The organism is Mesorhizobium sp. M6A.T.Cr.TU.014.01.1.1, from assembly GCF_004022765.1.
Classification (GTDB): Bacteria; Pseudomonadota; Alphaproteobacteria; order Rhizobiales; family Rhizobiaceae; genus Mesorhizobium; species Mesorhizobium mediterraneum.
This window is the reverse complement of record NZ_RZPG01000020.1, coordinates 57,626-80,333: the sequence shown is the minus strand read 5'-3', so window position 1 is coordinate 80,333 and position 22,708 is coordinate 57,626. Positions and strand designations below refer to the sequence as shown.

16 protein-coding genes and 1 pseudogene are annotated in these 22,708 nt (G+C 62.4%); 7 read left to right on the top strand and 10 right to left on the bottom strand.

Going from position 1 to position 22,708, the window contains the following annotated elements; all coding sequences use genetic code 11:
• Positions 1-150 precede the first annotated feature (150 nt).
• Entirely contained in the window at positions 151-1,314 is a 1,164-nt protein-coding gene (locus tag EN885_RS22055) for an MFS transporter (RefSeq protein ID WP_128242647.1), read from the bottom strand.
• 111 nt (positions 1,315-1,425) lie between these two features.
• Positions 1,426-2,601 carry an MFS transporter gene (locus tag EN885_RS22050; RefSeq protein WP_128242648.1) on the bottom strand — a complete coding sequence of 392 codons (1,176 nt, stop codon included), beginning with the start codon at positions 2,599-2,601 and terminating at the stop codon, positions 1,426-1,428.
• Positions 2,602-2,854: 253 nt separating this feature from the next.
• Between EN885_RS22050 and EN885_RS22045 the strand changes: the two genes are divergently transcribed.
• The 5 genes from EN885_RS22045 to EN885_RS22025 all read left to right on the top strand — a co-directional run bounded on the left by EN885_RS22045 (position 2,855) and on the right by EN885_RS22025 (position 10,682).
• The gene (locus EN885_RS22045; protein ID WP_128242649.1) at positions 2,855-4,432 is read left to right on the top strand and encodes a trimethylamine methyltransferase family protein; all 1,578 of its coding nucleotides are present in this window, start codon (positions 2,855-2,857) and stop codon (positions 4,430-4,432) included.
• A 187-nt stretch (positions 4,433-4,619) separates the two neighbouring features.
• Positions 4,620-5,081, top strand: coding sequence for a DUF559 domain-containing protein (locus tag EN885_RS22040; RefSeq protein WP_245493123.1), 462 nt, complete (start codon positions 4,620-4,622; stop codon positions 5,079-5,081).
• On the top strand, positions 5,078-7,651 hold the full coding sequence (locus EN885_RS22035; protein ID WP_128335217.1) for an FAD-dependent oxidoreductase: 2,574 nt from the start codon (positions 5,078-5,080) through the stop codon (positions 7,649-7,651). Before EN885_RS22040 ends, EN885_RS22035 begins: the two co-directional genes overlap by 4 nt.
• Positions 7,652-7,766: 115 nt before the next feature.
• Positions 7,767-9,296 carry a glycosyltransferase family 39 protein gene (locus EN885_RS22030; RefSeq protein ID WP_245493122.1) on the top strand — a complete coding sequence of 510 codons (1,530 nt, stop codon included), beginning with the start codon at positions 7,767-7,769 and terminating at the stop codon, positions 9,294-9,296.
• A gap of 66 nt (positions 9,297-9,362) precedes the next feature.
• Positions 9,363-10,682 (top strand): Xaa-Pro peptidase family protein, encoded by a 1,320-nt coding sequence (locus EN885_RS22025; RefSeq protein WP_128242690.1) that lies wholly within the window; start codon positions 9,363-9,365, stop codon positions 10,680-10,682.
• Between the two features lie 12 nt (positions 10,683-10,694).
• On the opposite strand, the gene EN885_RS22020 is transcribed toward EN885_RS22025, so the two are convergent.
• The 3 genes from EN885_RS22020 to EN885_RS22010 form a co-directional block, all read right to left on the bottom strand.
• A complete protein-coding gene (locus EN885_RS22020) occupies positions 10,695-12,527 on the bottom strand; it encodes a hypothetical protein (protein ID WP_128242652.1) in 1,833 nt (610 codons plus the stop codon).
• A 93-nt stretch (positions 12,528-12,620) separates the two neighbouring features.
• On the bottom strand, positions 12,621-13,442 hold the full coding sequence (locus EN885_RS22015; protein WP_128242653.1) for a PhnD/SsuA/transferrin family substrate-binding protein: 822 nt from the start codon (positions 13,440-13,442) through the stop codon (positions 12,621-12,623).
• A gap of 82 nt (positions 13,443-13,524) precedes the next feature.
• The gene (locus tag EN885_RS22010; RefSeq protein WP_164897892.1) at positions 13,525-14,535 is read right to left on the bottom strand and encodes a fatty acid desaturase; all 1,011 of its coding nucleotides are present in this window, start codon (positions 14,533-14,535) and stop codon (positions 13,525-13,527) included.
• Between the two features lie 229 nt (positions 14,536-14,764).
• On the opposite strand from EN885_RS22010, the gene EN885_RS22005 reads away from it, so the two are divergent.
• Complete coding sequence (locus EN885_RS22005; protein ID WP_029351899.1) at positions 14,765-15,607, top strand: helix-turn-helix transcriptional regulator; 843 nt, start codon at positions 14,765-14,767, stop codon at positions 15,605-15,607.
• 90 nt (positions 15,608-15,697) lie between these two features.
• Positions 15,698-16,714 carry a betaine--homocysteine S-methyltransferase gene (gene bmt / locus EN885_RS22000; protein ID WP_128242654.1) on the top strand — a complete coding sequence of 339 codons (1,017 nt, stop codon included), beginning with the start codon at positions 15,698-15,700 and terminating at the stop codon, positions 16,712-16,714.
• A 166-nt stretch (positions 16,715-16,880) separates the two neighbouring features.
• Here bmt and EN885_RS21995 read toward each other — a convergent pair whose 3' ends face one another.
• From EN885_RS21995 to EN885_RS21975, 5 genes and pseudogenes are all read right to left on the bottom strand, one after another.
• On the bottom strand, positions 16,881-18,995 hold the full coding sequence (locus tag EN885_RS21995; RefSeq protein WP_128242655.1) for a VWA domain-containing protein: 2,115 nt from the start codon (positions 18,993-18,995) through the stop codon (positions 16,881-16,883).
• A gap of 2 nt (positions 18,996-18,997) precedes the next feature.
• Positions 18,998-19,552: an RNA polymerase sigma factor gene (locus EN885_RS21990; protein WP_128242656.1), complete on the bottom strand. Its 555-nt coding sequence runs from the start codon at positions 19,550-19,552 to the stop codon at positions 18,998-19,000.
• Positions 19,553-19,641: 89 nt separating this feature from the next.
• Positions 19,642-20,367, bottom strand: a pseudogene (locus tag EN885_RS21985) (dienelactone hydrolase family protein).
• Between the two features lie 103 nt (positions 20,368-20,470).
• On the bottom strand, positions 20,471-21,142 hold the full coding sequence (locus EN885_RS21980) for a 4Fe-4S dicluster domain-containing protein (protein ID WP_128242692.1): 672 nt from the start codon (positions 21,140-21,142) through the stop codon (positions 20,471-20,473).
• Between the two features lie 20 nt (positions 21,143-21,162).
• Positions 21,163-21,978, bottom strand: coding sequence for a hypothetical protein (locus EN885_RS21975; RefSeq protein ID WP_128242657.1), 816 nt, complete (start codon positions 21,976-21,978; stop codon positions 21,163-21,165).
• Positions 21,979-22,708: the final 730 nt, after the last annotated feature.

Below are 22,708 nucleotides of genomic sequence, written 5' to 3'. Positions count from 1 at the left end.
CCAGCGTCGGACTGATCCCAGACTTTAATCGCGCTGTTGAAATTCAAGGAACGCTGCGAAGCAAATACTATCCACCTGAACACCACGCCGATTGTGACCTCCGGGCTATTTTCAGACAGCAAGGCAATTAAGGCTACTCCGATACGTAGCTCACACGATCCGCCGCCGCATGACGGTTGTAACCGCCAGCGCCAGGCAAATCGCGCCGAGCGTGATCGGCAGGCCGCCTGCACCGAGAATATCCATGGCGCCGCCCGCCAGCGGCGGTACAGCGATGCCGCCAACGCCCCACATCAGCGAGAAGGCGGCGTTGCCGGCGACCAGCGCCGAGCCGGTGAAGCGCTCGCCGAGTTCGATGATCGACATCGTATAGATGCCGTAGGAAACCGCGCCCCAGATAAAGACGCATGGCCAGATCAGCGGCGTCTCGATGAGAACCGGCAACAGCACGCATCCGAGCACGGTCAGTGACACGCAGATAAACCGCACCAGACGCGCCGTCAGCCGTTCCGCCAGCAGGCCGAGCGGCACCTGCATGGCGATGTTGCCGGCGATCATCACCGACAGCAGCGCCGACATGCGGGCTTCGGCGATGCCGTAATAGGTCCCGTAGACCGGCAGCAGCGCCAGCACCGCCTGTTCGAAACCGGCGGCGACGACGACCGCCGACAACAGCAGCCATGCCATCGGCATGAACCCCATGACCGAAACCCGGTGCCCGGCCTCATCGACCTTCGGCAGCCGTCGCAGCACCAGCGCCAGGCAGGCGCCGCAAAAAACGAATGCGACGATGCCGACGAGAAACGGCGGCCATCCTTCGGTGCCGACGGCAAGCAGGCACAGCGGGCCGGCCGCGAAACCTGCCGAAATGACTGTGGAATAGATCCCCATCACGCGACCGCGGCGCGCCGGCGGCGCCAGGGCGATCACCCAGATCTCGCTCAGCACATAGAGCGGATTGGTCACCACGCCGATCAGGAAGCGCAGCGGAAACCACAGATAGACATTCTGCGTCCAACCGATCAGCGCCAGCGTGATCGCGGAAAGCGCTGCGCAGGTGAGCGCCGTGCGCCCTGCCCCGAATCGGCGCGCCAGCGCCGGGATGAGCGGCGACGAGACGATGAAGCCGACCGGCGTCATCGCCGCAGACAGCCCGATCATGGCCGGCGAGATGCCTTGTCGCTGCAGGATGAAGCTCAGCAGCGGATAGGAGAGCCCCTGCGCGATGGCGAACACCGAGACGGTCGCGATTACCCCGGTGAGCGCCGCCCACGGCATTCCCGTTTCGTTGCCGCTGGTGCCGGTCGCAACCATTCTGCCATCCCTGCATTGGAGATCTGCTCGGCTAGTCACCCAGCTACCGGTCCGGTCCCGCGAAAGAAAGGGCCGGCCAGCAAAAACCATTTGCGCCAACGGATCGCCGGCTCAACGGTTCCGGCGTCCGGACGACCGGTAGAGCGCGAACGCGATCAGCAGCGCATCGAGGCCAGCGATCACCGCCGGCAGGCCGAGCGGACCGATCCCCTGCATCAGCGCGCCGGCGCCGGGCGGGCCGACAATGCCGCCAGCGCCCCACATCAGCGCGAAGGCTGCGTTGCCGGCGACGAGTGCTGTTCCCTTGAACCGGCTGCCTAGCTCGACCAGCGCCATCGTATAGACGCCGTAGCCGACCGCGCCCATCACCACCAGCACGGGCCAGACCAGCGGCGTCGTGATCAGGAGCGGCAGCGAGAGCGCGCAAGCGGCCGTCGCCAGCGCGCAAAAGACGATCATCGCCCGGCCGCCGAAGCGCTCGGCCATCAGCCCAAGCGGAATCTGCAGCAGGATGTTGCCGGCCGACAGCGCCGTCACCAGCGCCGCCAGCGTCGCTTCCGGCAAGCCGTAGCCGGTGCCGAAGACAGGCATCAGCGCATAGGTGCTCTGCTGGACCGCGGCCGCAACCAGGACCGCCAGCAGCAGCGCCGGCGCCAGCTTGGCGAAGCCTACGATGCCGCCCGAGACCTGGCCGTCATCCTCGAAACCGGTCAATTTGGACGAGACGGCGCGCAGGATCAGCGCACAGAGCGCAAAGCCTGATATCGCCGCGACGAAGGGAGGCCATCCCGATGTGCCGACCGTGATCAGGATCAGCGGCCCCGCCGCGTAGCCGGCGCCCAGCAGCGTATTGAACACCCCCATCACCCGGCCGCGGCGCGTCGGCGGCGCCAGCGACAGCGCCCACACCTCGCCAAGCACATAGAGCGGATTGATGACCACGCCGACGAGAAAGCGGATGATGAACCACGCCACCCAATCCTGCAGATAGCCGATGCCTAAGAAGCAGAGCGCGCCGGCCAGCGAACAGCCGACGGCGAGGTTGCGCGCGCCGACCAGACGGACGGCCGCCGGCACGAACGCAGCCGACAGGATGAGGCCAACCGGCATCATCGCCGCGGAAAGACCGATCAGCGCCGGAGACATGCCTTGCCGCTGCATCAACAGCGTAAACAGCGGATAGCTAAGCCCCTGCGCGGCGCCGAACATGGCCAAAGCGGCAGTGACGCCGGCAAGCGCTGCCCACTGCGTTGCCGCCTCGCCATCGCTCGAACCGGTCGCGACCATTCGCCATCCCTGTGAATCGCCCACCCTCGGGGGGTCGGCAAGCTACCCGGCTAGCGGTTCGGTTTGGGAAAAGGAAGGGCCGCCCGGGCAAATCTGCTGCGCCACGTCATCCGCTCCGTGCGTGTGCCCAACGATCGGTCAGCTGCCCTTCCGACATGTCGCTTCCCTCGTCCTAGTGGTCGCCGCCTCCGCAATGGCGGGACAGCCGGCGGTCCATTATGCCGCCGCACTGTCGCAGCGTACGAGGCTTGTCATGACCGCCGCCCTTCATCCCGCCGAACCGGCATTGGCAAACGATCGCGCCCGTCGCGGCGGCCGCGCGGGCAAACGTGCCGGCGCAGCGGCGGCGTTCGAGCAGCCGCCTTTCCGTCAGCTGAAAATCCCGCTGACGCCGACGAAGCTGGTCTCGGACGACGAGCTGGAATCGATCCACCTCGCCTCGTTGCGCGTGCTGCGGGAAATCGGCGTCGACGTGCTGCACGACGAAGCAAGGCGCATCATGAAGGCACATGGCGCGGATGTCCGCGAAGGCAGCGAGCGAGTGCGCTTCGACAGCGACATGATCCTCGAACTGGTTTCGCATTGTCCGTCGGAGTTCACCATCCACGCCCGCAATCCGGCGCACAATGTCCGCTTCGGCGGCGACAATCTGATCATCTCGATGATGGCGTCGGCGCCCAATTGTTCCGACGTCGACCGCGGCCGCCGGCCGGGCAACCAGCAGGACTACCGCAACTTCCTCAAGCTCGCGCAGATGCACAACATCCTGAACTGCACAGGCGGTTATCCGGTCGAGCCGATCGACATCCATCCGTCCGTCCGGCACCTCGAATGCATCCGCGATCTGAGCGTGCTCACCGACAAGGTGTTCCACATCTATTCGCTCGGCAAGGAGCGCAATGTCGACGGCATCGAGATCACCAGGATCGCGCGCGGCATCAGCCACGAGCAACTGCTCGAAGAGCCGTCGGTGTTCACCATCATCAACACCAATTCGCCGCTCAAGCTCGATGTGCCGATGATGGAAGGCATTATCCAGATGTCGAGCAAGGGCCAGGTCGTCATCGTGACGCCGTTCACCCTGTCGGGCGCCATGGCGCCGGTGACGATAGCCGGCGCGCTGGTGCAGCAGAATGCCGAAGCGCTGTCCGGCATTGCATTCGCCCAGATGGTGCGCAAAGGCGCGCCCGTCGGCTATGGCGGCTTCACCTCGAATGTCGACATGAAGTCCGGCGCGCCGGCCTTCGGCACGCCGGAATACATGAAGGCGCAATTGGTCGGCGGCCAGCTCGCCCGCCGCTACAACATCCCCTACCGCACCTCCAACACCTGCGCCGCCAACACGGTCGACGCACAGGCCGCCTATGAAAGCGTGTTCTCGCTATGGGGCGCCATCCAGGGCGGCGGCAATCTGATGATGCATGCGGCCGGCTGGCTGGAAGGCGGCCTGCGCTGCTCCTACGAGAAGACCATTCTGGACATCGATCTGCTGCAGATGATGGCGGAATTCCTGACCCCGCTCGACCTCTCCGAGGAGGCTCTCGGCTTCGACGCCATCCAGTCGGTCGGTCCGGGCGGCCATTTCTTCGGCACCCAGCACACCCAGGACCGCTACAAGACCGCCTTCTATTCGCCTATCATCTCCGACTGGCGCAATTTCGAGACCTGGGCGGAAGCCGGATCGCCGACGGCTATCGAAAAAGCCAATCGGGTCTGGAAGGAGCGGCTGGCGACCTATGAAGAGCCCTACATGGACCCGGCTATCCGCGAGGAGCTCAACGCCTTCGTCGAGAAACGCCGGTCCGAAGGCGGCGCGCCGACCGATTTTTGATGATTGTGTCGTTGATGAACTGATCATTCGTATGGATTTGATGAACGGTCGACCCCCACTCCGTCGAGCTACGCTCGACACCTCTCCCCCGATCGACGGGGGAGAGGAAGGGCGCGAAGCGATTCCGGCTGGCACCCTTCCTCTCCCTCCGGAGGGGGGAGAGGTGGCGCCGCGAAGCGGCGACGGAGTGGGGGAAGCCGTTCATGAAACGCGCAGTCGCCGCAAAACAGGGACAACGAAGCGAGCGCGTAGCCTTCGGCAAGCGGGCAATCAGGCGGAAGCACTGCTTTGGCTTGAACTAAAGGCGCGCAAGCTTGGCGGCTACCGCTTTACGGGTCAGTTCTCCATCGGCCCCTTTTTTGCAGACTTTGCTTGCCGCGAAAAATGGCTTGTCGTTGAAGTCGATGGACACCAACATGCCGGCAGTTCATATGACCGCCGCCGTGACGATTTCATGCGCGCCCAAGGTTATTCGATCCTGCGTGTTTGGAACCATGACGTCCTGAAACATCGTACTTCCGTCTGTGAAACCATCCTTGCCGCGCTTGATGGCAGGCTGGCCGAAGACATCGCTGTATCCGACCTCCGCTTTGTTTTCACGCCCCGCTCACTCGATTCAATCTCTTCAAAAACGGAACTATCTTCATGAAATCTCATGCAAAAGCGGTTGTCATCGGCGGCGGCGTCGTCGGCTGCTCGGTGCTCTATCATCTGGCCAAGGCCGGCTGGACCGACATCATGCTGATCGAGCGTTCGGAGCTCACCTCCGGCTCGTCCTGGCACGCAGCGGGCGGCTTCCATACGCTCAATGGCGATCCCAACGTCGCCAAGCTGCAGGCCTATACGGTGCAGCTCTACAGGGAGATCGAGGAGCTTTCCGGCCAGTCCTGCTCGCTGCACCTGACCGGCGGCGTGATGATGGCCGACACCCCCGAGCGCATGGACTTTTTGCGCCTTGCCCACGCCAAAGGCCGCTATCTCGGCATGGACACCGAGCTGATCACACCGTCGGAGGCCAAGGCGATGTTCCCGCTGATGGACGAGACGAATTTCGTCGGCGCCATGTGGGATCCGGTCGAAGGCCATCTCGATCCTTCCGGAACCACCCACGCCTACGCCAAGGCCGCCAGGAAGCTCGGCGCCGAAATCGTGCTGCGCAACCGGGTCGTCGAGCTGACGCAGGAAGTCGACGGCACCTGGAATGTCGTCACCGAGCAAGGCACGGTCAAGGCCGAGCATGTCGTCAACTGCGGCGGCCTGTGGGCGCGCGAGATCGGCCGCATGGTCGGTGTCGAGCTGCCGCTGCTGGCCATGGAGCATATGTACCTTTTGACCGAGCCGATGCCGGAGGTCGAGGAATTCAACAAGTCGACCGGCCGCGAGATGATCGGCGTGATGGACTTAAAGGGCGAGATCTACACCCGCCAGGAACGCAACGGCATCCTGCTCGGCACCTACGAAAAGGCCTGCAAGCCATGGTCTCCAGTCAACACGCCATGGGATTTCGGCCACGAGTTGCTGCAGCCCGACATCGACCGCATCGCGCCGTCGCTCGAAATCGGCTTCAAGCATTTCCCCGGCATCGAGAAGGCCGGCATCAAGCAGATCATCAATGGCCCCTTCACCTTCGCGCTGGACGGCAACCCGCTGGTCGGCCCGGTGCAGGGCCTGACCAACTTCTGGTGCGCCTGCGCCGTCATGGCCGGTTTCTCGCAGGGCGGCGGCGTCGGGCTGGCGCTGTCGAACTGGATGGTCAATGGCGACCCCGGCTTCGACGTCTGGGGCATGGACGTCGCTCGCTTCGGCGAATGGGCGAGCCTGCGCTACACCAATGCCAAGGTGCGCGAAAACTATTCGCGCCGCTTTTCCATACGCTTTCCCAACGAGGAATTGCCGGCTGCTCGCCCGGCTCAGACGACGCCGCTCTACGACACGATGCTGGCCAACAATGCCGTCATGGGCGATTCGTGGGGCCTCGAAACGCCACTCTGGTTCGCGCCGAAAGGCACGGAGCCGAAGGATATCGTTTCGTTCCACCGTTCCAACGATTTCGGGCCGATCGGCGAGGAAGTGCGTGCGACCCGCGAAAGGGTCGGCGTCACCGAGATCGCCAACTTCGCCAAATACGAAGTGTCCGGGCCGGGATCGGAAGATTTCCTCAACCGGCTGATGACCAACCGCATGCCGAAGATCGGCCGCATCGTGCTGACCCCGATGCTGAACGAGTTCGGCAGGCTGATCGGCGACTTCACCATCGCCAAGGCTGGTGAAGAGCGCTTCATGATCTGGAGCTCGTCGGCGGCGCAGAAATATCATATGCGCTGGTTCGAGAAGCACCTGCCGAGGGATGGTAGCGTCCGCATCCACCGCTTCGACCAGACGCTTGTCGGCCTCTCGATCGCCGGGCCGAGATCGCGCGATCTGCTGCAGAAGCTTGTTGACGTGGATGTCTCGACCAAGGCTTTCCGCTTCATGGATTTCCGCGAGATGGCGGTCGGCGGCGCGCCCTGCATGGTCAATCGCATCACCTATACCGGCGATCTCGGTTACGAGATCTGGATGGCGCCGGCCTACCAGCGCCTTGTCTACAAGGCGATCAAGGATGCCGGCGAAGAGTTTGGCCTTGTCAATTTCGGCATGCGCGCCTTGCTCTCGATGCGCCTGGAAAAGAATTTTCCGACCTGGTTTCGCGAGCTGCGCCCGATCTACGGGCCGTTCGAAGGAGCAATGGATCGCTTCATCAAGCTGGAGAAGAACGACTTCATCGGGCGCGAAGCGGCGGCCAAGGAACAGACAGAAGGGCCGAAACGGCGCCGTGTCTCCTTCATCGTAGATGCCGCGGATGCTGACGTGATGGGCGACGAGCCGATCTGGGCCAAGGTCGGCGGCAAGGATTTTGGCACGGTCGAAAAGCCGCACGGCTATGGCGCGCCACGCTTCGATATATCAGGCAAGGAAGTGCGCGGCTCCAGGGCCGCGGAAGGCGCCTCGGCCGTGCGCGGCATCGTCGACGGCGACTGGCGCGTGGTCGGCTGGATCACCTCCGGCGGCTATGCGCATTACGTCCAGAAATCGATGGCGCAGGGCTATGTGCCGGCCGCCTTGGCCGAGAACGAGAGCGCCGGACTGTTCGAGATTGAAATCCTCGGACACCGGCGGCCGGCCCGCATCAATGTCGAGCCGCCTTTCGATCCGAGTGGCGAGAAGATGCGGGCATAGGCGGTCAGGGTTGCTGCCCAAGGCCGCCGCCCATCCCAAGGCTGCTACAACATTGTGCGGGGCACGGTCTCATGCTAGCGCAGCCGGTGCAACTGGCACGGGCGATGAGAACTCCTTGAAGTATTCGATGAAATGGGCCGAATGGCTTGCCGAGGGCAGGATCGGCCGTTTCCCCGCGGCGATCGTGTTGGTCGCGCTTTATTGCTGCACACAGGTCGTCGTGCTGTCGCTGGCGAGCCTGTGGGCGGGAACCGGGGTCGGTGTCGATGACTCCGAACAGCTGATGTATATGCGGTTTTTGTGGGCCGGCTATGGCGGCTCGCAGCCGCCGCTTTACTCCTGGCTCGGCTGGTTGACGTCGTCGGTTTTCGGAACCAACATCTTCGCGCTTAAATTACTGAAGTATTCCCTGATTTTCGTGGCCTTGACGTCGGTCTTCGTCGCGGTGCGCAAACTCGGCTATTCCCAGCGCACCGCAGTTGCCTCCATTCTAGGTCTGTTGCTGTTTCCTCAGCTGGTCTGGGAAATGCAGCACACCTTATCGCATACCATTGCCGCCTTTTGTTTTTCGGGGCTGCTGCTGCTTGCGCTCGTCGAGCTTCTGCAGCGCAAATCGCTGCTGACCTATGCCTTGTTCGGCCTGGCGATCGGTGCGGCTGTGCTGGCGAAATACAATCTTTTCATCCTGATTGCCGCGATGCTGGCGGCGACCTTATCGCTGCGCGAGACCCGCCAGGTCATCCTGCGTCCGCAAATCATGATCAGTATGGCCTTGGCGCTGCTGGTCTGCCTGCCGACATTGTATTGGACCGCCACGCATCCGAGCGAATTGCTGGCGCGCAGCTATAAGTTCGGCATCAATGAAGGCGACGGTGCTTTGCTCGTCGCGTTGAAAGGCATCATCGGCTTTGGCGATGCCGTAATGAATTTTGCCATCCTGCCGGTCGTTATTTTCGCAGTGGCGATGCTGGTGGGACGGGTCAGTCCATCGACGCTCCGCCAACGGCTTCCAGATTCGGAAAAACTATTGTGGCGCATTCTCGGCTTCGGGCTCTGCATCACCATTGTCCTGGTGATCGCCAGCGGCGCCACCACGTTCAAGGCGCGCTGGTTGTTGCCGGTCCTGCTTTTTTTGCCTGCCGCCTTCGCCGCCCGCATGGACACCCTCGGCGACAAAGGCAGGACGGCGCAAAACCTCACCATCACCGTTGCAGCCACACTGGCCATACTGATCTTGCCGGCGACATGGGCCTATCAGGTCTATGGCGGAAAGGGCCAGGGACGCGTCGTCCGTCTAGACTACCCGACGCTGTATCATGATCTGACCGCAGATGGCGCAGTCAAGACGGTCATGTCGGACTGGCACTGGGTGGGCAATCTCAGGCTCGTCGACCCAGACCTTGTCGTCCTCGGAGAAGAGGTGCCGGGTTTCGCCGCGTTGCTGCAGGAGCCCGCCGTTCTGATCTGGCTCGACAGGCCAAGCCCGGAACCGGAAATCCTGGACCGCATCAGCCAGGCGGGTTTCATCCTGGACAATGAACGCCGCAGCCTCAGGGTTCCCGAATTTCTCGGTTCGAGCGACGGCAGGCTTGTGACCGTCGTCAAGTTGAAAAAGCGAAATGCCAATGCTCCTGCGGCCGATTGAGATCGGGAGGATAGGAAAGTGAGCGAGCCAGGCGTCGAGCGACGGTTCGGTCGCCACCGCAAGATCATGCCGTTCGAGCCGGACGAAGCGGACTCTATCGACGCGTTGCGCCTGAAGTCGCGGCAGAAGGCCGCTGAACTCAACCAGCATGTGCTTGGCTACGGCGCACTGGCGGAAGCCGAGTGGCAATCTGCCGGTATTGCTGCTCCCGACCTGCCCACCATGCGCCAATACCGGCTCGACCGCATCCGCGCCGAGCTGAAGCGCCGCGACTATGCGGGAGCCCTGCTCTACGATCCGATCAACATCCGCTATGCGACCGACTCGACCAACATGCAGCTCTGGGTCGCGCACAATCCGACAAGGCATTGTTTCGTTGCCACCGAAGGCCCGGTGGTGCTGTTCGATTATTTCTCCTGCGAGCACCTTTCCGACCACTCCGGCGTCGTCGACGAGGTGCGGCCGGCTGTGTCGTGGATGTATCTCTATAGCGGCGAGCTGACCGAGCAGAAGACCCGCCGCTGGGCGGCCGGCATAGCCGATCTGGTGAGGGAACATGGCGGCGGTATCAGCCGCATCGCCGTCGATCACATCAATCCTGAGGGCGTCGAGGAACTCGCCCGCCTCGGCATCTCCATCGGCAATGGCGAAGCGCTGATGGAAAATGCGCGTCTGATCAAATCGCCCGACGAAATCCTGGCCATGCGCCGGTCGATCGTCGCTTGCGAGGCGGCTATGGGCGAGATGGAAGCAGCGTTGCGGCCAGGAATTTCCGAGAACGAATTATGGGCCGAACTCCACCGCGGCAACATTGCGCGTGGCGGCGAATGGGTCGAGACCCGGCTCTTGACGTCCGGCCCGCGCACCAATCCGTGGTTCCAGGAATGCTCGTCGCGAATGATCGAAGCCGGCGATCTCGTCGCTTTCGATACCGATCTGATCGGCCCTTACGGCTTCTGCGCCGACCTGTCGCGCACCTGGCTCTGCGGCGAAACCGAGCCGTCCACCGAGCAAGGCGACCTGTTTCGCACCGCCGCCGACCAGATCGCCCACAACATTGGCCTGATGCAGCCGGGCACTTCGTTCCGCGACCTAGTCGAGCGATCGGCGGTGCCGCCTGGTGATTGCTTCCCGACGCGCTACGGCGTGCTCTATCACGGCGTCGGCCTGGCCGACGAATACCCGACGCTGCCGCATGCGATCGACTGGACCGACGACACGCCCGACGGCGTGCTTGTGTCAGGCATGGTGCTTTGCGTCGAGAGCTACATCGGCCGGCTCGGCGGACGCGAAGGCGTCAAGATCGAGGACCAGATCCTGATCACCGAAACCGGCAACGAGCAGCTTTCAAGCTACCCGCTGGATGAGCGACTGCTCGTCGGCTGAAGGGCGGAAAGCTCAGTAGCCGCAGTCGATTTTGCGCCTGGCCTTGTCGAAAACGCGGTCGAACCGCGCTCGATTGGAGTTCCGATCCTTGGCCGGAAAGGCTTGCAGGAGCGTAGCCTTGTCGGCGCCCATGCCGGCCAACGTGTTGATCGCCAAGTCGCCATAGCTGGCATGCAGCGGGATGATCCCCGCCCGGATACGCTCCAGCAATGGCTCGATGGCGGGAGCGCCTCGCTCGCCGAGGCGGCAGAGGCCTTGCACTCCTGCCAGATAGGAATGCTGCCAGAAATTGCCCTTGTCGAGCGGCTGCAGCGCCGCGTCGTCGATCAGATAGAGCATCGTCGGGATGGCGTCGGCGCCGAACACGGAAAGCCTGGTCAAAGCCTGAAAAGCGGCGACGCGCCGGGGCGTATCCTTTGCCAGCCTTTCGAGGTCGGCACGATGCTCCGGGATCACTTGATCGGGCAGGGACTGGATAGCTATGGCCAGGCGCCCAGCTTGCGGTGCTTCGATGTTGCCGAATTTGCTTACCTTGATATCGATTTCGAAAAGCCGCGCGAAAAGCGCGTCGGCAAGCCGCGCCATGCTCTCGGGCGCCACGTCCTTCGCATATTTCGCTGCTGCGAAGACGCTGTCTGAAACGCCCAGCCGGCGGTCGTTCAGGGCTGCTATGGCGAGGTCGACATCGGGCTGCGACGCAGTCTGCCTACCGCGCAGCCTGTCAAAGAAATCATTGGCAAGCGAGTTGGTGACGGCGTCGATGGGGCCCGGCTGACTGAGCTTTGCGGCAAGGACCGCGGCCGCATCGTTCGAGTCGTCGACTGCTGGCAGCGTAAGCTCCATGCCGAGCGTGCCGGTTACGAATGCGCTCCAATCGGGCCGGTCGGCGAACTGGACGATGTAGGTAAGGTCGAGCGTTCTCGGGAAGCCGATGCGAATATCGAACTGATAGCCGGTCACATAGCTTGGCAAAAGCAGCGGCAGCAGCCGGTAGGAAGCAACGCCGGTCCATCGGTAGACCTCGGAGAAGGTTGCTCCGTCCTTGTTGTGCACAGAGATGCGGTAGACCGCGATTGTATCGGCGGTCGGATTGAGCCCTGCCTGGTAGTCGTTCACCCCACGCTTGATCTGCCCGGCGCTGACCACCGTGTCAGCTTCGGCAAGTGGCGCCTCGGATTCGATCAGGCAATTGCCCTTGGCGATCTCAAGCCGCATGCGCTCCGAAGCCTTGGGTGCGTTCCGCGCCGTGGGACTCTTTTCGAGATCAAGGAGGCGGACATCGGCAAGCTCGACTGGCGGACATGACGCCCGGCGCTCCATGTGGAAGGTCCGGGCGATGGAGGAAAAGTCCGGCTCCGGCATCTCCGCGGGATAGCTCATTACCATGATACGCCGGGCGCTGCGTGTCAGCAGCGCACGCATGCAGAAATCGTCACAGCGGGTCTGGGTCTTTGTCCAGAAGGCTGTCCGATCGGAGCGAACCGCCAGCGTCTCGGCCCGGAACGGCCGCACGATCCGGTCGTTGTCGCCCGATACCAGCGCCATCGTGGTCCGGTCCATTGACCTGTTGATCAGGAAAGGCGGCACCGCAAGCAGTGCCACCGCGATCAGCGGGCTCGTCAACCAGTTTAATCGGCCCGGGACCCCGAAGCTGATTGCCCATGTCAACAGCAGGAACAGGAACACCGGCGGGATCAGCGCCATCAGCAGGGCGAGCGGGATGCCGACGATGCTGATCGCCGCGACGATGGCTATCTGCGGCAAGAGCAGACATGGCAGTGCCGCCAGCCCCAGGACCAGCAGCACGGTCCGAAATGTCCATCTCTGAATGGTTGCCACCGCCATGGTGCTGTCCCCGCGAAGTCACGCGCAGGTTGCGCGCACATGGTGACGGTCGCGTAAAGATCAGCCCAGGCCCGGATCTATTGCCAATCAGAGTTAGCGAACGGTTGTGCCGACGGCTCCGAGAGAGATCAGCAGGTCGACGAGGATGTTCTTGACCGGCTCCGGTGTCGTTCTGGCGGTGATGAAGGGCAGGCCTTTTCGCCTTCCCGTCCAGCCAACGACCTTCACCGCTTGCGCCGCTGGCTCGAAGCGTTGCGCCAGCGCCCAGCTCTTGCAGTCGATGGCCGCGACATCGGCACGGCCCTCGGCGATGGCGACGATCGAGGCACGGTGGCCGCCGCTTTCGCTGCGCGCCGTAAAGATGTCCAGGCTTTCGCCCATTGCTTCCAGGTCGCGCGTTAGCCCGATGAAGCCGGACATCGAATCGAGGCTGTTGAAGGTAAAGTGCTTGCCACGCAGAATATCGAGCGGGACGAGAGGGCTGCCTTCGGACGGTGAACCAACCGATGGCGCTTCACCTGCCCGCATCACGAGCGCGCTCGAATAGAGTTCGCCCTGCCCGCCCTCGAAGGCATCGTAATTCGGCTGGCCGATCACCTGGACATGCGTCGACAGGCCGAGTTCCATCGGCCCCCAGCAGGTCTGCGCGAACAGCAGCGCCGGATGCAGCCAGAGGCCGTGAAAATCCAGTTCGTCCGGCGGCAGCGTCGCCGGATCGGGCGCGATAACCTTTCCGGCGGCGTCGCGGATGCCGCCTTCTACAGGCCGCAGATCGGCATTGACGCGAGCGATGGTCTGCGGCGCGCCGATGCCTTTTTGCCGGAAGGCATCACGCAGCCGTGCCCATTGGGCATCGACCTCGCTCCGCATTTCGGGCCAGTCATACATCGGCAAGGCGGCAACGAAATCGCTCATGCCGGGACTTTGATCGTTACGCTGAGAAACTGACGAGACCATTGACGCGCACCTGGCTATCGCCGCGGCGATGCCGCAAAATTCATTCTTTCGGCGGCTCGGCCGGCACCGGCGCGCTGCCAAGGCCATTGAGGCTGCGCGCCCTGACGCGCGGCTTGAACGCCCGGCCTGGTTCCGGCGCGCGCCGCAGCACGGGGTGAACGATCGGCTCCTTAGCCCTGAACGCATAAGCCTTGAGCAGCGCGAAATAGTTCGGATAGGCATAGCCATTGTTCATCCGCAGCCACTCGTCACGGCGGTCGGCAAACAACTTCGGCAACCGGTACCAGGCCACCGTCGGGCTCTTGTGATGGACGAAATGCAAATTGTTGTTGAGGAACAGGAAGGACAGCGGCGAACGCTCGACGATCACCGTGCGGCCTTCCGGATGCTCCGACCACTGGTGCTCGGCGAAAGTGCGGATCGAAATCAGCGACTGGCCGAGCCACACCGGCACCAGGATGTAGAGCCACAACGGGATGCCGAAGCCGAACTGCACGACCGGCAACACGACGGCTAGGCCGATCGCGTGCAGCAACCACGCCTTGCGGATCACCTTGTCGCCGGCAAGCATCTGCTTGGCATCGTCGATGAAGAAGCCGATGCAGGAGAGCCACGGGCCAAGCACGAAGCGGCCGACCATGGTGTTGTTGATCTTCAGCAGAAATTTCATCGCCGGCGGCAACTCGTCATGGTGCCACAGCGCCTTGTAGTAGCTTTCGGGGTCGTCCAGCGGATCGGTCAGCCGTTCGTCGGCATGGTGGTGCAGGTGAATGGTCTTGAACCGGCGGAACGGCCAGACGAGGCCTATCGGCAGGAAGACGAAAACTTCGTTGAGCTGTGCATTGCGGGTCGGATGGCCGTGCAGGACTTCGTGAGCCAACGAGGATTGCAGTGCGGCGACTAACGCCAGAACGGCGAGCGCCAACAGCGGGTACGATGGCCAGAAGAGCGAGCCGGCGACGAGCCAGGTGCCGTAACAGAAAAACGCCAGAAACACGGTCGGCCATTCGATGGCCGGTGCATTGCGTCGTCTGTTATTCGTGCTCGTCATCGATCGACCACTGCCCTTCCAGTCGCCGGAATCATTTTTGATTCCTGACAGCATTGTGTCAGGAGCGTTGAATCGCTGCAACGCGACAAAGCGCACAAGATGTTGCGATTGCGCATTTTCAGCCGCATATGTTATATTTTGTAAACAAGCTGGAGGATTCATTTACGCCTAAGGTGCCGCTTCGGTGGCTTCGGCGGATTTTTTTCCTCCCAATGGCCGGAATGACGATATGGACAAACGCGACCTGTCGACGATCTTTCGGGAGCGCCTGAAAATGCTCTTGACACGGTCCGACTTGAACCAGTCCGCCTTCGCGACGGCGGTGGGCATCGACCGTTCGGCGCTTTCGCAGTTGCTGTCCGGCGCCTCGACACGCCTTCCTCGCGCCGAAACGCTGCTCAACATCGCCGCCGAATTCAAGGTATCGCTCGACTGGCTGCTCGGCCTCAGCCAGGACGAAGGCGTCACCGGTGAAATCCGCGAGAGCCTGGAGATCGAAGAAGCGCCCGATGGCTTTGACCGCACGCTGCTGGCAAGGTGGCATGCCGAGGCCGCAGGCACGAAAATCCGTTACGTGCCGGCCGGCATTCCCGATCTTCTGCGCACCGAGGCGCTTGTCGACTACGAGGCGGGCATCGCCAACAAGAGTCGCGAGGCGCAGGCCGGTGAGACGCAGTACCGCATCGACTACAACCGGCGGCCGGAAACCGACATGGAGGTCTGCATGCCGCGCCACACGCTGGAGATTTTTGCGCGAGGCTTAGGCGTGTGGGACCGTTTCCCGGAGGCCGACCGCCACCAGCAGCTTCTCCACATGGCGACGCTGCTCGACGATCTCTATCCCACTTTCCGCCTGTTTCTCTATGACGGGCGGATGCGCTATTCGATCCCCTACACCATCTTCGGACCTTATCGCGCCGCCATTTATGTCGGCGACATGTATCTGGTGCTGAATGCGACCCAGCCGGTCCGCACGCTGACCAGCCATTTCGACAATCTGATCCGCGCTGCCGACATCAACGCGCATGAAGCAGCCAGCTTCACGCAAAGGCTGGCAGAGATGCGATTTTGACGGCCTGTTTCTCGCGTCGACATTGACGCCATATAAAGAGTTCTTTATATCCTTATCTCGACAAAGAGTTCCCCGGAAGGCGTATTTCCAATGACCAACCCGATTGACGCGCTGCTTGCCGAAAAGGGCGTTCTGCTCGCCGATGGCGCCACCGGCACCAATCTGTTCGCCATGGGGCTCGAGGCCGGCGAGGCTCCAGAGTTGCTGAACGAGACCGCGGCGGACACCATCACCAGCCTGCACCAGAACTTTGTCGATGCCGGCGCCGACATCATCCTCACCAACTCCTTCGGCGGCACCCGTCACCGGCTGAAGCTGCACCATGCGCAGGACCGCGTGCGTGCGCTGAACAAGCGCGCCGCCGAGATCGCCCGCGCCGTCGCCGATAAAGCCGGCCGCAAGGTCATCGTGGCGGGCTCGGTCGGCCCGACCGGCGAGTTGCTGGTGCCGCTCGGCGCCATGACCTATGACGAAGCGGTCGAGGCCTTTGCCGAACAGATCGAGGGCCTGAAGGCCGGCGGCGCCGAAGTCGCCTGGATCGAGACCATGTCGGCGCCGGACGAAATCCGCGCCGCCGCCGAAGCCGCCATCCGCGTCGGCCTGCCCTATACCTATACCGGCTCCTTCGACACCGCCGGCCGCACCATGATGGGGCTGTTGCCGAAGAACATACACGGCGTCGCCGATGGACTGTCGCAGGCGCCGCTCGGTGTCGGCGCGAATTGCGGTGTCGGCGCCTCCGACATCCTCGCTTCGCTGCTCGACATGACCGAGGCGAAGCCGGAGGCGACGGTGATCGTCAAGGGCAATTGCGGCATTCCGGAATTCCGTGGCGCCGAAATCCACTATTCCGGCACGCCCGAACTGATGGCCGACTATGTCAGGCTCGCCGTCGATGCCGGCGCCAAGATCGTCGGCGGTTGCTGCGGCACCTCGTTCGCTCACCTAGCCGCCATGCGCAAGGCGCTCGACGCACACACCAAGTCGGATCGCCCGACCGTCGAGAAAATCGTCGAGCGCATCGGTCCGATGCGCAACAGGCAGGCGACAGTCAACACAGCCGAGACCAGCGAAGCCCGCCGCGAGCGCCGGCGCAGCCGCGCCTGACGCTTTCGGCTACCCGGCACTTTCGTCGAGGCGTCACGACCAATGTCGGAATTACAATGTTGAAAAAGGCCGGCAAGGTTTCCCCTGCCGGCCTGCCGCACCCGCCCGTGGGTCGGCTTCCCGTATCAGAACGATCCCATCTGAAGAAAACCGGCCATCATCGCCACTACCGATTGCCGCCCAGCGCCGAGGCAAGGCGCACAAGCGAGAGGAACTCGGAGCGGTACCCGAACGGGTCTGCTCCCCGGGCGGCAGTGGCAATTTCCACGATCTTGTCGTAGCCGAACTTCGCGGTCGCATCCTCGTCGCGCAGCTTCTGGCCGAACGCCGCGACGGCAACCGAGAACCGCTGGTCGGTGCTGGCCTGGTTGAAATCAGCCACTTCGTTGGCCGATGTCACCGGCGTGGTGATCAGCTTCGAGGCATCCTCGTTCGGCAACTTGTAGCGGATCTTCACGAAGGCATATTCGTCGGCGTTGGCGGCGCCGCCATTGTTCACCGACGCCTGGCCGTAGCGAAGCGGGTCGATCTGCTCGCCGCCGTTGCCCTTCGGCGTGATCTCGTAGATCGCGGTGACCGAATGGCCGGAGCCGATCTCGCCGGCATCGACGCGGTCGTTGTTGAAATCCTCGCGGTTCAAGGCGCGCGTCTCATAGCCGATCAGCCGGTATTCCGAGACCTTGTTCGGGTTGAACTCGACCTGGATCTTCACGTCCTTGGCGATGGTGAACAGCGTCGAGGACGCATCCTCGACCAGCACCTTCTCGGCCTCCGCCAAAGTGTCGATATAGGCAGCGGTGCCATTGCCGTTCTGGGCAATGGTCTGCATCATCTGATCGTTGAGATTGCCGCGGCCAAAACCGAACACCGACAGGAACACGCCGGTCCTGCGTTCCTGCTCGATCAGCCGCTTCAAGTCGTCATCGTCGGTCTGGCCGACATTGAAGTCGCCGTCCGTGGCCAGCATCACTCGGTTGACCCCGTCCTTGACGAAGGATTTCTGCGCCAGCCGGTAAGCTTCCTTGATGCCCGCCTCGCCGGCCGTCGAGCCGCCGGGCGTCAATGTGTCGATGGCATTGAGGATCTTGTCCTTCTCCGAGACCTTGGTCGGCTCCAGGACAGTGCCGGCGTCACCCGCGTAAGTGACGATCGAGACTGTGTCGTCGGGCCTCAACTTGCTGACCAGAAGCCGGAAGGCCGACTGCAGGAGCGGCAGCTTGTCCTGCTCGTTCATCGAGCCCGACACGTCGATCAGGAACACCAGATTGGCCTTGGGCTGCTCGGCCGGCTTGGCGTCGAAACCCTTGATGGCGACATGCATCAGCCTAGTATGCTCGTTCCATGGCGTCGGCATGACGCTGACGGTCGAGTTGAACGGCATCGAGGCAGTGTCCGGACCTTTCCAGTCATAAGGGAAGTAGTTGATCATCTCCTCGACGCGGACCGTGTCGGCCTGCGGCACAACACCTTCCCTGAGCGAACGCCGCACGAAGGAATAGGAGGCCGTATCGACATCGATCGAAAAGGTCGAGACCGGGTCTTCGAGCGCGGCACGCACCGGATTGGTCTTAAAATCCTCGACGCGGTCGCGGTTTTGCTCCGGCAGCAGCATCTGATCGGCTGGTGCGGTCGAAGGCTGAGCCATCAACCTGGATTGGGCGACAGTACCGGGCACACGGCCAATCTGCGCGGCGCCATCGGCTGCAGGAGCCGTGGCACTTGAACCGCCAGCCAGCGCCTCGCGAGGCGAGGGCTCGGGCGCATTGCGAGCCAGCATATCCTGTTGCACCAGGCCACCAAGCGCATTCGACTCGGGCTTCGGCGGCGATGCCGGCGCAAGCGCCTCGGCCGCGGCGCGGCTTTCGGCGTCGACATCAGCTTTCTTCTGTTTGTCGGCCCCGGCCACGGTGAGCGGCCTCACCGTGGCCGGCGCTTTAGCCGCTGGTTTGTCGGCCAGCGTTTCGGTGATCTTCTCGTCCCCGCCGGAATGGAACGGCTGCTGCTGCAGCATATAGATGGTGGCGTATCCGGCGATCGGCAGGGCGACGAGCCCGGCAATGGCCGGCGTGGCGAAGAGCTTCTTTTGCATGATTTCACTCCAGAGCTTTTGTGCTCGCTCTGTGAGACGAAGTCCGTTCGCCGATCCTTGGGCGGCAGGTGAAGTTTTTTCGTCCAGGTCGTAAGCCCGCATGGCGGCCTCGAAGGCACGCGCCTTCGCGTCGGTGCCCGGTGCCGGTGTTGCGACGTCGCGCAGCCTCTTGAGTTCGTTATCGTCGACCATGATCACACTTCCCCGGCTGAACGCATGAGCGTCTTCAACCGTTTCTTCGCTTCATGGATGTGCCAGGAAACCGTCGTCTCCGAGATCGTCATTGCCTCGGCGGCGGCTGCGTGGCTCAGCCCTTCACCATAGACGAGCAGCACTGCGTCACGCTGCTTGCCCGGCAGCATCCGCACTGCCGCCCAAAGCGCCTCGGTCGGATCTTCAGGCTCGACTTCTCCCGAGATCAGTGCGTAAGCGCCGTAGGCGTCGATCTTGACCGTCTCGCGGGCGGTCTTGCGCATCACGTCGCGTGCCGCATTCAGCGTCATGGTGTAGAGCCAGGTGGTGAAGGCGCCGTTGCCATGATAATCGCGGATCGCCCGGCCAAGCCGGACGCAGACTTCCTGGGCGATATCCTCGGCGTCGGCCTTTTTTCCGCACCAGCGATAGGCGGCGCGATAGACGAAGTCATAGTGCCTTTCGAGCAATTTGCCGAAAGCCCCCCTGTCTCCGCCCTTCGCCCGCCCGATCAGTTCGGCGTCGGAGGCTTCGCTTTCATCCAGCATCATCGCCATCATTGCCTGTTGGACGAAGGCTAATGACGATTCCTTGGGATGATGGAAGAAATCTTTTGGGAGGCGGTCACTTGAAGACCATCTACGCCCTATCCAAGCGTCTCCGCGAACAGCGTCGCCAATCGTTTCCAGTGGCGCTCGGCGCCGGTTGCATCGAAGGCGCCGTGGTCCGGCACGCACCAGCCATGCGCCATGCCGGCATAGTTTTCGATGACGTGGTCGACCTCGGCCGTGCGTAGCGCTTCGGCCAGTCGCGCCGACTGTTCGGGTGGGAAGCTGCGGTCCACACCAGCCGTGCCGACATAGACCCGCGCCTGGATCGACGCAGCCTTCCGATGCGGGCTGTCGGCGGCATCGCTCGCCAAATTGCCGCCATGGAAACTGGCGGCGGCAACGATGCGGCCGGCCGCGGCGGCATTCAGCGCCCGCGCTCCGCCCATGCAATAGCCGACGGCGCCGACTGGTCCGGCCACCCCTTCGGCATCGAGAGCATCGAGGAAAGCGCCGCTGTCGCGGATGGTCATGTCCTGTGTCGTGCCGCTGAGAAGACCCGTGATGACGGCCTTGCGCTTCTCGTCGCTGAATGCGGTCTTGGCCTCGAAGGGGGCGTAGGGCGCGTTGCGTTAGAAAAGGTCCGGGACCAATACCGCGTAATTGTCGCCTGCAAGCCGTTCCGCCATTTGGTCGAGCGCCGGCCGCGGGCCAAAAGCGTCCATATAGAGGATGATTGCGGCCTTGGCCGGGGCTGCCGAGCGGAACAGACCGGCTTTTACCAAGCCGTCGCTGGTTTTGATCTGAATGTCCCGCTTCGCCATCACCACTCCTTTGACTTGTCGTGCGATAGATATCCGCGCAGTCCGTCAGGGCAAGTCGTAATGAGGCAACCGCATTCAAGATTCCGTGCGGCATTCGGCGACGCTACAGATGCGCAAACGCCGCCATGTGAAAAGCTTGAGCCTCTGGGGGATAGCGATAGGCCGTGCCATAGGGACAGGCGTTGCGATCGAGACAACCGCCGGTTCGGCAAGGCGCGCCGTTTTGCCCACGCACATGCGCCAGACACGTTTGATGCGCGAAACCATCCGCAGAATACGCGTCGACCGGACAGGATTTCAGGCAAGGTTTTTCCAGACATGCATCGCAAAGGTGAATCACGTCGCGAGGTTCTTGGAGCGCAATCTCGTCCTCGAACAGCAGCGCGCCGCGATAGGCGTGCCAGAGCCCGTATTGCGGATGCATGAGGATGCCGAGCGGCGACGGCTTCAGTCCCTCCGCCCGCTTCGCCCATTGCTGGAACGGCAGATACGGCCTGTCGGACGGTGACACGGCACGCGCGCCGAATTTCTTCGCCACCGCGCCGATCACTTCACGCGACCACGTATCGAGCGGATTGGCGATGGTTTGCGGTTGGCTTCCTTTCCAGCGCAGGAAATGCGGCCACGGCGAAGCGCCCGCCTGCCCCACCAACAGCACGGATCTGGCGGCAGCGCCGGAGAGACCGGAAGGTGCTTGCTCGCCGTCCGTAAAATTGAAGCCGCCACGAAGCATGAGACCGTGAGCGGAAAGCGCAGCCGCGACGGTTTCGACCATGCTGCGCTCAAGGAACTCTGTCACCCTTCGATCCTTGAAAACGGGATTACTCCCCTTTTCTCAAGCGTCTCACGCAAATTATCGGCGTAGCGATGCGCAAACGCCTCTACTTCACCTTTGGGCCGGGCAAAATAGCGGTCATAAAGTGTTGAGTAGTCCTCACCTTGGGCGAACGGCGCTTCCACTTTTCCAAGCCAATCAACCCAGTGACCGATCTCATGCAGAAGCGTGCGATAGAGCTGCGTGGCTCGCACGGAATCGAGTGAGGTGGAAACGAGATGCTTCTTCCCAACCCGGCTGACTTTGTGACCATCCAAACGAAGTCTGTCCAACTCTGCCGCATCCTCAGGGTCCAGCGATGTGGACCATTCGATGGTGTCGCCAACGTTACAGGCTTCCAAAAATAAGGCCGGACCACTTTTTTCGATGGAGGATCCGCGAAAACCAAGATCGGCATAATAAAACATTCGCCCCCACGCCGGCCTGAGTACGCGCGCTTTTCGCGTCGGTTGGCGCAAGACAAATGTTTCCAGCCCGGCCCAGTCAGCGAGAGGAACATGAGAGAGAAAGAAGACAACATCTTCGACCGAGCATGCGTGAACACACCCACCGCTCGTCTTTTCGACAATGAGTGTTACGTCCCTGCCATTCACCGTCCTGCGCAGCATCTGGCCAGGATTGAGCTGCGCCGCACACCATCCAGCGGATATCCACGGTCGGGGAACGATCATGCGGTTGTTTTGCCCATGGCCCTGCTTCGGCGTGCCAATATTCCGGTTTCGCCTGACTGGATTGAAAGGCATCCGCACCCGTCCCCCGATAAATCGCTCATCCATCAAAGGTGAACGCCTTCAGCTAGGCGAGCGGAATAGCACGGGATCGCGGTGGCCACCAACATGCTGGCTGCCGGTCGCTGAGCGGATTGATCACGGTCGTCCCCCGCCAACGCAGGAAATGCGGCCATGGCGCGGCGCCCGCCTGCCCCACCAGCAAGACGGATCTGGCGGCAGCGCCAGAGGGGCTAGGTGGAGGCGCTTCACATACTGCGAAATTGAACCCACCGCGAAGCATGAGACCGTGAGCGGCCAAGGCCTTGCCAACGCCTTCATAACGAGGTCGCGACCCGTGAGATTGCAACCCAAAGGACGTCACATCGGACATAGTCGCCTTATGAAGCTCGTAAGCTGCGTGACTCTCGTTTCGGATCGTGAGGGCGGGAACACCCCGAGACCATATGGCTCCAAGCCTTCCCCCGATCATCGACGATCGTCAACCAGCACCTAAACCCGTTTTCGTCATCCGAGCAGACAGGGGCATCAATGATATTCCGAGACAGGTCAAACTCCACCTCGATCGAACAAGTTTGAAGTTTCAAGCCGCGAACCGCGGCTTGGGCCTCAATCATGGAACGATACCGTCCTATCATCGAAGCGAAGGCTGGCAATGTCGCGGAAGACTCTTCTGACAGGTCTATTCGAATTTTGGACGTCGAATTTTCTTGTGCCAATGAATGGAGTTTGCCAACGCCCCAGTAGCCATTAACGTCGTTGTTACGGCTCACGAACG

Bases quoted from the DNA above. Each gene is read 5' to 3' on its own strand.
- EN885_RS22045 (WP_128242649.1), top strand. From the start codon at position 2,855: ATGACCGCCGCCCTTCATCCCGCCGAACCGGCATTGGCAAACGATCGC.
- EN885_RS21990 (WP_128242656.1), bottom strand. From the start codon at position 19,552: ATGGCGATGATGCTGGATGAAAGCGAAGCCTCCGACGCCGAACTGATC.
- EN885_RS21975 (WP_128242657.1), bottom strand. From the start codon at position 21,978: ATGGATGAGCGATTTATCGGGGGACGGGTGCGGATGCCTTTCAATCCA.
- EN885_RS22005 (WP_029351899.1), top strand. From the start codon at position 14,765: ATGGACAAACGCGACCTGTCGACGATCTTTCGGGAGCGCCTGAAAATG.
- bmt (WP_128242654.1), top strand. From the start codon at position 15,698: ATGACCAACCCGATTGACGCGCTGCTTGCCGAAAAGGGCGTTCTGCTC.
- EN885_RS22035 (WP_128335217.1), top strand. From the start codon at position 5,078: ATGAAATCTCATGCAAAAGCGGTTGTCATCGGCGGCGGCGTCGTCGGC.
- EN885_RS22050 (WP_128242648.1), bottom strand. From the start codon at position 2,601: ATGGTCGCGACCGGTTCGAGCGATGGCGAGGCGGCAACGCAGTGGGCA.
- EN885_RS22025 (WP_128242690.1), top strand. From the start codon at position 9,363: ATGCCGTTCGAGCCGGACGAAGCGGACTCTATCGACGCGTTGCGCCTG.
- EN885_RS22010 (WP_164897892.1), bottom strand. From the start codon at position 14,535: ATGACGAGCACGAATAACAGACGACGCAATGCACCGGCCATCGAATGG.
- EN885_RS22055 (WP_128242647.1), bottom strand. From the start codon at position 1,314: ATGGTTGCGACCGGCACCAGCGGCAACGAAACGGGAATGCCGTGGGCG.
- EN885_RS22015 (WP_128242653.1), bottom strand. From the start codon at position 13,442: ATGAGCGATTTCGTTGCCGCCTTGCCGATGTATGACTGGCCCGAAATG.
- EN885_RS21980 (WP_128242692.1), bottom strand. From the start codon at position 21,142: ATGGTCGAAACCGTCGCGGCTGCGCTTTCCGCTCACGGTCTCATGCTT.
- EN885_RS21995 (WP_128242655.1), bottom strand. From the start codon at position 18,995: ATGGTCGACGATAACGAACTCAAGAGGCTGCGCGACGTCGCAACACCG.
- EN885_RS22020 (WP_128242652.1), bottom strand. From the start codon at position 12,527: ATGGCGGTGGCAACCATTCAGAGATGGACATTTCGGACCGTGCTGCTG.